Source organism: Dietzia sp. KRD202 (genome assembly GCF_017168155.1).
GTDB classification, from domain to species: Bacteria; Actinomycetota; Actinomycetes; order Mycobacteriales; family Mycobacteriaceae; genus Dietzia; species Dietzia kunjamensis.
Genome location: NZ_JABFAN010000011.1, coordinates 41,156 through 48,001 on the forward strand (window position 1 = coordinate 41,156; position 6,846 = coordinate 48,001).

7 protein-coding genes are annotated in these 6,846 nt (G+C 70.1%); 4 read left to right on the top strand and 3 right to left on the bottom strand.

The window, feature by feature from the left end:
- The coding region (locus tag J1M64_RS06910; RefSeq protein WP_206473845.1) for a transglycosylase domain-containing protein at positions 1-2,287 on the bottom strand (2,287 nt) is incomplete at its 3' end.
- A 296-nt stretch (positions 2,288-2,583) separates the two neighbouring features.
- On the opposite strand from J1M64_RS06910, the gene J1M64_RS06915 reads away from it, so the two are divergent.
- Positions 2,584-2,961, top strand: coding sequence for a WhiB family transcriptional regulator (locus tag J1M64_RS06915; protein ID WP_187352252.1), 378 nt, complete (start codon positions 2,584-2,586; stop codon positions 2,959-2,961).
- A 106-nt stretch (positions 2,962-3,067) separates the two neighbouring features.
- Here the strand turns inward: J1M64_RS06915 and J1M64_RS06920 are convergent, their stop codons facing one another.
- Positions 3,068-4,177, bottom strand: coding sequence for an ArsA-related P-loop ATPase (locus J1M64_RS06920; RefSeq protein ID WP_067716252.1), 1,110 nt, complete (start codon positions 4,175-4,177; stop codon positions 3,068-3,070).
- Between the two features lies 1 nt (position 4,178).
- Positions 4,179-5,234 carry an ArsA-related P-loop ATPase gene (locus tag J1M64_RS06925; RefSeq protein WP_096907367.1) on the bottom strand — a complete coding sequence of 352 codons (1,056 nt, stop codon included), beginning with the start codon at positions 5,232-5,234 and terminating at the stop codon, positions 4,179-4,181.
- Positions 5,235-5,300: 66 nt separating this feature from the next.
- Here J1M64_RS06925 and J1M64_RS06930 point away from each other — a divergent pair, with 66 nt between their 5' ends.
- The 3 genes from J1M64_RS06930 to J1M64_RS06940 are packed head-to-tail and all read left to right on the top strand — an operon-like array spanning position 5,301 to position 6,828.
- On the top strand, positions 5,301-5,471 hold the full coding sequence (locus J1M64_RS06930) for a DUF4177 domain-containing protein (RefSeq protein ID WP_096906156.1): 171 nt from the start codon (positions 5,301-5,303) through the stop codon (positions 5,469-5,471).
- A complete protein-coding gene (locus J1M64_RS06935) occupies positions 5,471-5,950 on the top strand; it encodes a RidA family protein (RefSeq protein WP_206473690.1) in 480 nt (159 codons plus the stop codon). The genes J1M64_RS06930 and J1M64_RS06935 overlap by 1 nt, the downstream gene beginning before the upstream one ends.
- A 5-nt stretch (positions 5,951-5,955) precedes the next feature.
- Positions 5,956-6,828 carry an MBL fold metallo-hydrolase gene (locus tag J1M64_RS06940; protein WP_206473692.1) on the top strand — a complete coding sequence of 291 codons (873 nt, stop codon included), beginning with the start codon at positions 5,956-5,958 and terminating at the stop codon, positions 6,826-6,828.
- Positions 6,829-6,846 lie beyond the last annotated feature (18 nt).

Here is a 6,846-nt window from a genome sequence, read left to right on the forward strand (position 1 = left end):
GCCCCTGCGCGCCGGTGCCCCCGCCCCCGCCGCCGCCCGATCCGTCGGAGACGCGGAGGGTGAGCTGGGACCCGGGGATACCGGTGCTGCCGTCGACGCCGATGACGGTGCCGTACGGGCGGCCCGTGCCGGAGACGAACTGCGTGTTGACGACGAACCCGGCGTTGGTGAGCAGCGACGTCGCGGCGGACTGGCTCATGCCCGCGACGTCCGGGGCGGCGGCCCCGCTGGTCCCGGCCTGGTAGGCGGGATCGGGTGCGGGCAGTCGGAGCGGGCCGTAGATGTCGGCGATCGGGGAGAAGGCCGAGAACCAGGTCTGTGCCGGCTCGAGGCCACCGAAGAGGTTGCCGTACGAGCACTGGCGCAGGGGGCTGGTGCACAGCTCGGTGGTGGTGGTGCCGTCGTTGAACGCGTAGACGGCCGCCGCGTAGTTGTTGGTGAAGCCCAGGAACGCGGAGGACCGGTTGGCCTCGGATGTTCCCGTCTTGCCGGACATCGGCAGGCTCCACCCCGCGCCCGATGCGGCGCCGGCCGCCGTGCCGCCGCTCACGTGGTCCTTGGACATGGCGACGGCGAGGGTGTCGGCGAGCCCTTCCTCGACCACCTGCTCGCACTCCGGCTCGTTCAGCTCGACGGGTGCGCCGGTGCGGTCGGTGATCGACTCGATGGGACTGGGGGGACACCAGACGCCGCCGGAGGCGATGGTGGCGCCGACGTTGGACAGCTCCAGTGCGTTGACGGCGGTGGGCCCGAGGGTGAACGAGCCGAGGTTGTTCTTCTTGACGAATTCGCTGATCGAGTCGCCTCCGGGCGCGGTGCCCTTACGGTCGTAGGAACGCATGCCGAGGCGGACCGCCATGTCGACGGTGGGCGAGACGCCCACGTCCTTGATGAGATTCACGAACGTCGTGTTGGGCGACTGCGCGAGGGCGTCGGTCACGGACAGGGAGGAGGGGTACGAGCCGGCGTTCTCCACGCAGTACTGTGCGGGCGGGCACCCGGCGGCGCCACCGGCGCCGAGTCCGGAGACCTGGACGCGACGCGGCACCGGGAGGCTCGTGTTGGTGCCCATGCCCTTCTCCATGGCGGCGGCGACGGTGAAGACCTTGAAGACCGAGCCCCCGCCGTCACCGACCAGCGAGAACGGCTGCGGTTGCACGGTCTGGCTGTCCCCCAGTTCGAGTCCGTACTGGCGGCTGGAGGCCATCGCGACGACCTTGTGGGCGTCCTTGCCGGGCCGGACGACGCTCATCACCTCGGCCACGCCCTGGGCGGTCGGGTTGCCGTACGTGTCGACCGAGCGCTGGACGTTGGACTGGACGGTCTCGTCGAGGGTGGTGCGGATCGTGTACCCGCCCTGCTCCACCATGTCGCGACTCAGGCCGTTCTCCTCGAGGTACTGGAGGACGTAGTCGCAGAAGAATCCGCTGTCACCGGCGGTGATGCACCCGCGGGGCAGCGGGTTCGGTCGCTTGAGCACGCCCAGCGGTTCGGCCGCGTAGGCCTCGCCCTCGGCCGGGGTGATGGCGCCGGTCTGGACCATCGTTCCGATGACGGTGTTGCGGCGCTGCGTGGTGCCCTCGGGGTTGGTGTACGGGTCGAACCGACTGGTGGACTGCACCATGCCCGCGAGCATCGCCGCCTGGGGGACGCTGAGGTCGCGGGCGTCGACGCCGAAGTAGGTCTGTGCCGCGGTCTGGACGCCGAACGTGCCGTTGCCGAACGAGATCAGGTTGAGGTACTTGGTGAGGATCTCGTCCTTGCTCAACTCCCCGTCGAGGGTGAGCGCCATCCGGATCTCTTTGATCTTGCGCGCGGGTGTGGTCTCGACCGCGGCGCGACGCTCCGCGTCGTTCTCGGCGGAGACGAGGAACTGGTAGTTCTTGACCAGCTGCTGGTCGATCGTCGACGCGCCCTGCTCGACCTCGCCCGAGGTGGCGTTGGTCAGGGCCGCGCGGACGGTGCCTCGCCAGTCGACACCGTTGTGGTCCGCGAACCGGCGGTCCTCGATGGCGATGATCGCCAGCTTCATCTGCTGCGAGATCTCCTCGCTGGGCACCGGCACGCGCTGCTGGTCGTACAGCCACGCGATGGGGGCGCCGGCCGAGTCGGTCACCGTGGAGATCGACGGCAGGTCACCCTTGATGAGGTCCGCGGACGTCCCGGCCAACGTGTCGGCCATCTTGTTGGATGCCAGCCCCGCTGCCCCCGCGATCGGGAACAGGGACCCCGCCGTGACCACCCCGGCGGCGACACACGTCGCGACCAGCTTTCCCAGCGAACTCATAGCCGACACACGCACAGGGTACGTGACCACCCCTCCGGGACCACCCCTCCGGGACCACCCCTCCGGGACCACCCGTCGCGCGGCGATCATGTGTCGACTCTTTACTTCTGTTGTGTGACTGCGGTAACAATATGGGGGAACGCGGGACGGATCGGACCGGAATGGGATCGCGATACACGAATCCCAGGTGCGAACGCCCGCCGACACAGTGAGTCCGCCGCGTCGGGCGGGCTCAGAAGGCCGGAGACGAGCGCGGTGAACCCGTCCACGACTCCACTCACGCTAGGGGTACTTCGATGACGTCCACCCTCCCCGGGACCACCCACTCCTCCGACCACGGGGTCCGCCCCGGTGCCGGCAACCCCCTCGGCTCCGAGGAGATCATCATCGGGGAGGGTCGCCAGGAATGGGTGGCCCAGGCCCGGTGCAAGGACATCGATCCGGACGAGTTGTTCGTCCGCGGCGCGGCGCAGCGTAAGGCCGCGTCCATCTGCCGGCACTGCCCGGTCCTGCTGCAGTGCCGGGCCGACGCACTCGACAACCGCGTCGAGTTCGGTGTCTGGGGCGGTATGACCGAGCGTCAGCGCCGCGCCCTGCTCAAGCAGCACCCCGAGGTCCGTTCCTGGGCAGACTTCTTCGCGCAGCAGATCGAGCGGCACACCGCGGTCTACTGAGTCCAGAAATCTACCGAGTCCTGAGGTCCACCGAGTCCTGGCGAGTCGAGGCCCGGACACCTCGAGCGCGGCCCGCGGCACCCGCCGCGGGCCGCGCTCGTATCCGTCAGCCGCAGAGTTGGTCGCCCACCGACCGCAGTGCCTCCAGGTTGGAGATCTCGAACGGCAGTGAGGGCACGCCGACGATCCGCACGTCCGGGTGGGTGTCGGTGAACGACTCGAGCAGTCGGACCTCCTGCTTGGCGGTGCCCGCCCGGTCGGCGTGGATGCGCAGCACCGCCTCGGCCTCCGGGTTCTCCCCGGCCAGGCGGTCGGCGGCCGCGCAGGCCTGTTCGGCGCTCAGGTCGGTCAGTCGCGGATGGGTGCGGTTGACCACGACCCCCGCCAGCGGCATCTTCTCCTCGGACAGTCGCTCGGCGAAGAACGCGGCCTCGCGCAGGGCGGGCCGCTCCGCGGAGGAGACCACCAGGAACTCCGTGCCCTTGCGGCGCAGGATCGCCTGGGTCCGGGACGCGCGGGTGGAGAACCCGCCGAACGTGGAGTCCAGCGCCACCACCATCTCGGAGGCGTCCTTGAGCATCGAGGACCCCACCACCGTGGACACGCCGCGCATCGCGGTGCTCATCGCGCCGGTCACCAGGCGTCCGACCCCGCGGCCGGGCGTGGAGAGCAACCGCATGAGCCGACTGTCGAGGAACGCGCCGAGGCGGCGCGGTGCGTCGAGGAAGTCCAGTGCGTTGCGCGACGGGGGAGTGTCGACGACGACGAGGTCCCACGCGGAGTCGTCGAGGAGCTGCCCCAACTTCTCCATGGCCATGTACTCCTGGGTCCCCGCGAAGGAGGTGACCATCGTCTTGTAGAAGCGGTTGTCCAGGATGTCCCGGGCCTTGGCCTCCGTGGTGTTGGCCACCACCAGTTCGTCGAACGTGCGGCGCATGTCCAGCATCATCGCGTGCAGTGACCCGCCGGCGGCGGATTTCTCCTGCCCGAGGTCCACGGGGGAGGGTTCGTTGGACAACTCGTCGATGCCGAGGGCCTGCGCGAGGCGACGGGCCGGGTCGATGGTCAACACGACCGTGTCGCGGCCGAGTTCGGCGGCCCGCAGGGCGACCGCCGCGGCGGTGGTCGTCTTGCCCACGCCGCCGGCGCCGGTGCACACCACCACCCGGGTGGCGGGGTCGGTGAGCATGGCGGTGATGTCGAGGCGGCGTGTCATGTCAGTGGACTCCCTGGTCGACGAGGGCGGAGGCGAGGTCGTAGAGGTCCGCGACCTCCACCCCGTTGGGCAGCGCCGGCAGCACGAGGGTGGGGCAGGCGGCGGAGGTGAGCGTCTCGCCGGCGCGAAGTTGACCGCGGGCCACGCGGGCGTGCTCGATCGCCTGCACCAGCAGGCCCTGCAGTCCCTCGTCGTCGACCTCCACGCCGGTCGCGTCGAGGCCGTCCGCGACCGCCTCGGCGTCGATGTCCTCCTCGGCGATCCGACGCAGCGCCTCGTCGTCGAGGTGACGGGTTTCCGCGCGGTTGATGATTACCTGCCCGACCCGCAGTCCGTGGCTCTTGAGTTCGGCGATCGCCTCGATGGTCTCCTGCACCGGCAGCGACTCCAGCAGGGTCACCAGGTGCACGACCGTGCGGGTGGAGTGGACCAGCTCGGCCACGGCCTCCGCCTGGCGGCGGATGGGCCCGCCCCCGCCGGCGAGGTCGGCCATCGCGGTGGTGACGTCGAGGAACTTGCCGATCCGGCCCGTGGGCGGGGCGTCGACCACCACGGCGTCGTAGACGACCTCCCGCTTGGCGTGCTCGCGTGCGACGACCTCATAGATCTTGCCGGTGAGCAGGACGTCCTTAAGTCCGGGCGCGATCGTGGTCGCGAATTCGATCGCACCGACCGACTTCATCACCTTGCCCACCACCCCGAGGCGGTAGAAGGTGTCGAGGTAGTCGAGCATCGCGGCCTCGATGTCGATCGCCAGCGCGAACACCTTGCCGCCGCCGTCGACCCTGGCCACGAGTTCCTCGCGGTAGGGCAGGGGGGCGCGGTCGAAGATCCGGGCGATGCCCTGACGTTCCTCCACCTCCACCAGCAGGACCCGCTTACCGGTGGAGGCCAGCGCCAGTGCGAGGGAGGTGGCGACGGTCGTCTTGCCGGTGCCGCCCTTCCCCGAGACGTAGTGCAACTCCGCCCGTTCGGAGCTGTCGGACCACCCGGTGGACAGCTCGTCGGCGATGGTCGATCGTGTCGACCGCGTACCTGGACTCATCGTGGACGGCATGCGTTCCACACTAAGCGCTCACACCACCGCGCGCGGGGCGCTCGTGACTTACCTAGAGTGGGGCACATGAGCGAATCCACTGGAGCAGCCCGGTTCGAGTACGTGACGGTCCCGCTGCTGACGCACGCCACCAAGCAGATCCTCGACCAGTGGGGAGGCGACGGCTGGGAGCTGGTCTCCGTTCTGCCCGGCCCCACGGGTGAGCAGCACGTCGCCTACATGAAGCGACAGCTCTGATGCCCGAGACCGAGACCGCCGGCTACTGGACCCGCAAGCTCGACCAGCTGGGTCTGGAGCTGCCGACGGTCGTCCCGCCGGTCGCCAACTACGTCCCGGCAGTACGTACCGGCGCGTTCGTCTACACCTCCGGGCAGTTGCCCATGGTCGGCGGCGCCCTGGCGGCCACGGGCAAGGTGGGGGCCGAGGTCACCGCCGAGCAGGCCGCCGAGCTGGCCCGCACCTGCGCCCTCAACGCGCTGGCGGCCGTCGACGGGCTCGTCGGGATCGATTCGGTGGTGAAGGTCGTCAAGGTGGTCGGGTTCGTCGCCTCCGCGCCCGGCTTCAGCGGGCAGCCGGGTGTCCTCAACGGCGCCTCCGACGTGCTCGGTGAGATCTTCGGCGACGCCGGCGTCCACGCCCGGTCGGCGGTCGGTGTGTCCGAGCTGCCGCTGAACGCACCCGTCGAGGTCGAGCTCGTGGTCGAGGTCGAGGGATAGCCGCGATGTCCGCAGGCCTGGCCCCGATCACCTTCCCGGCGTACGAGACCCTCCGACCCGTCACGGAGCTGTCCGGGGTCATCCTCTGCGACAACCCCTCCGAGATGACATTCGAAGGGACCAACACCGTCATCCTGCGGGCCCCGGGGTCGCACACCTGCGTGGTGGTGGACCCCGGGCCCGACGACCTCGCGCACGCCGGGCGGATCGCGGCCATCGTGGGGGAGATCGAGCTCGTCGTCGTCACCCATCGTCACGGCGACCACACCGACGGCATCGATCACCTGCGCGGATTCACCTCCGCCCCCGTCAGGGCCGTGGAGGAACGGTTCTGCCGGGACGCCGCGCCGTTGGTGACGGGCGGTGACGACGACGAGGTGATCCACGCCGCCGGCCTGGACATCATCGTGCTCGGCACCCCGGGGCACACGGCCGACTCGATCAGTCTCGAGGTGCGGGCCGCGGGCACCGGGTTCACTGCTCCGCCGGACTGCGTGGTCCTCGGGGACACGATCCTCGGCCGGGATTCGACGGTGCTGGACTCGACCGACGGTGATCTCGGTGACTACCTGGGCAGCATGGATCTCCTCGCGGCGCGGGCCGACGGGGTGATCGGCATCCCGGGGCACGGGCCCGACGTGGAGAACACCGGCCGCGCGGCCCAGGTACTCGGTCGGCACCGGCGCGATCGACTCGACCAGATCATCGCCGCCCGGGCCGAGTTGGGGCGCGACGCCTCGGCCGAGGCGATCACGCAGCACATCTACCGCGGCGTGACGCCGTTCCTGCTCAAGGTGGCCGAGCAGTCCACCAAGGTCGCGCTGCGCTACCTCGACCGCCTGGACACGGGGGGCACGGGTGGCGCCGCCGACGCCTGATCCGCCCGCGACCTGACC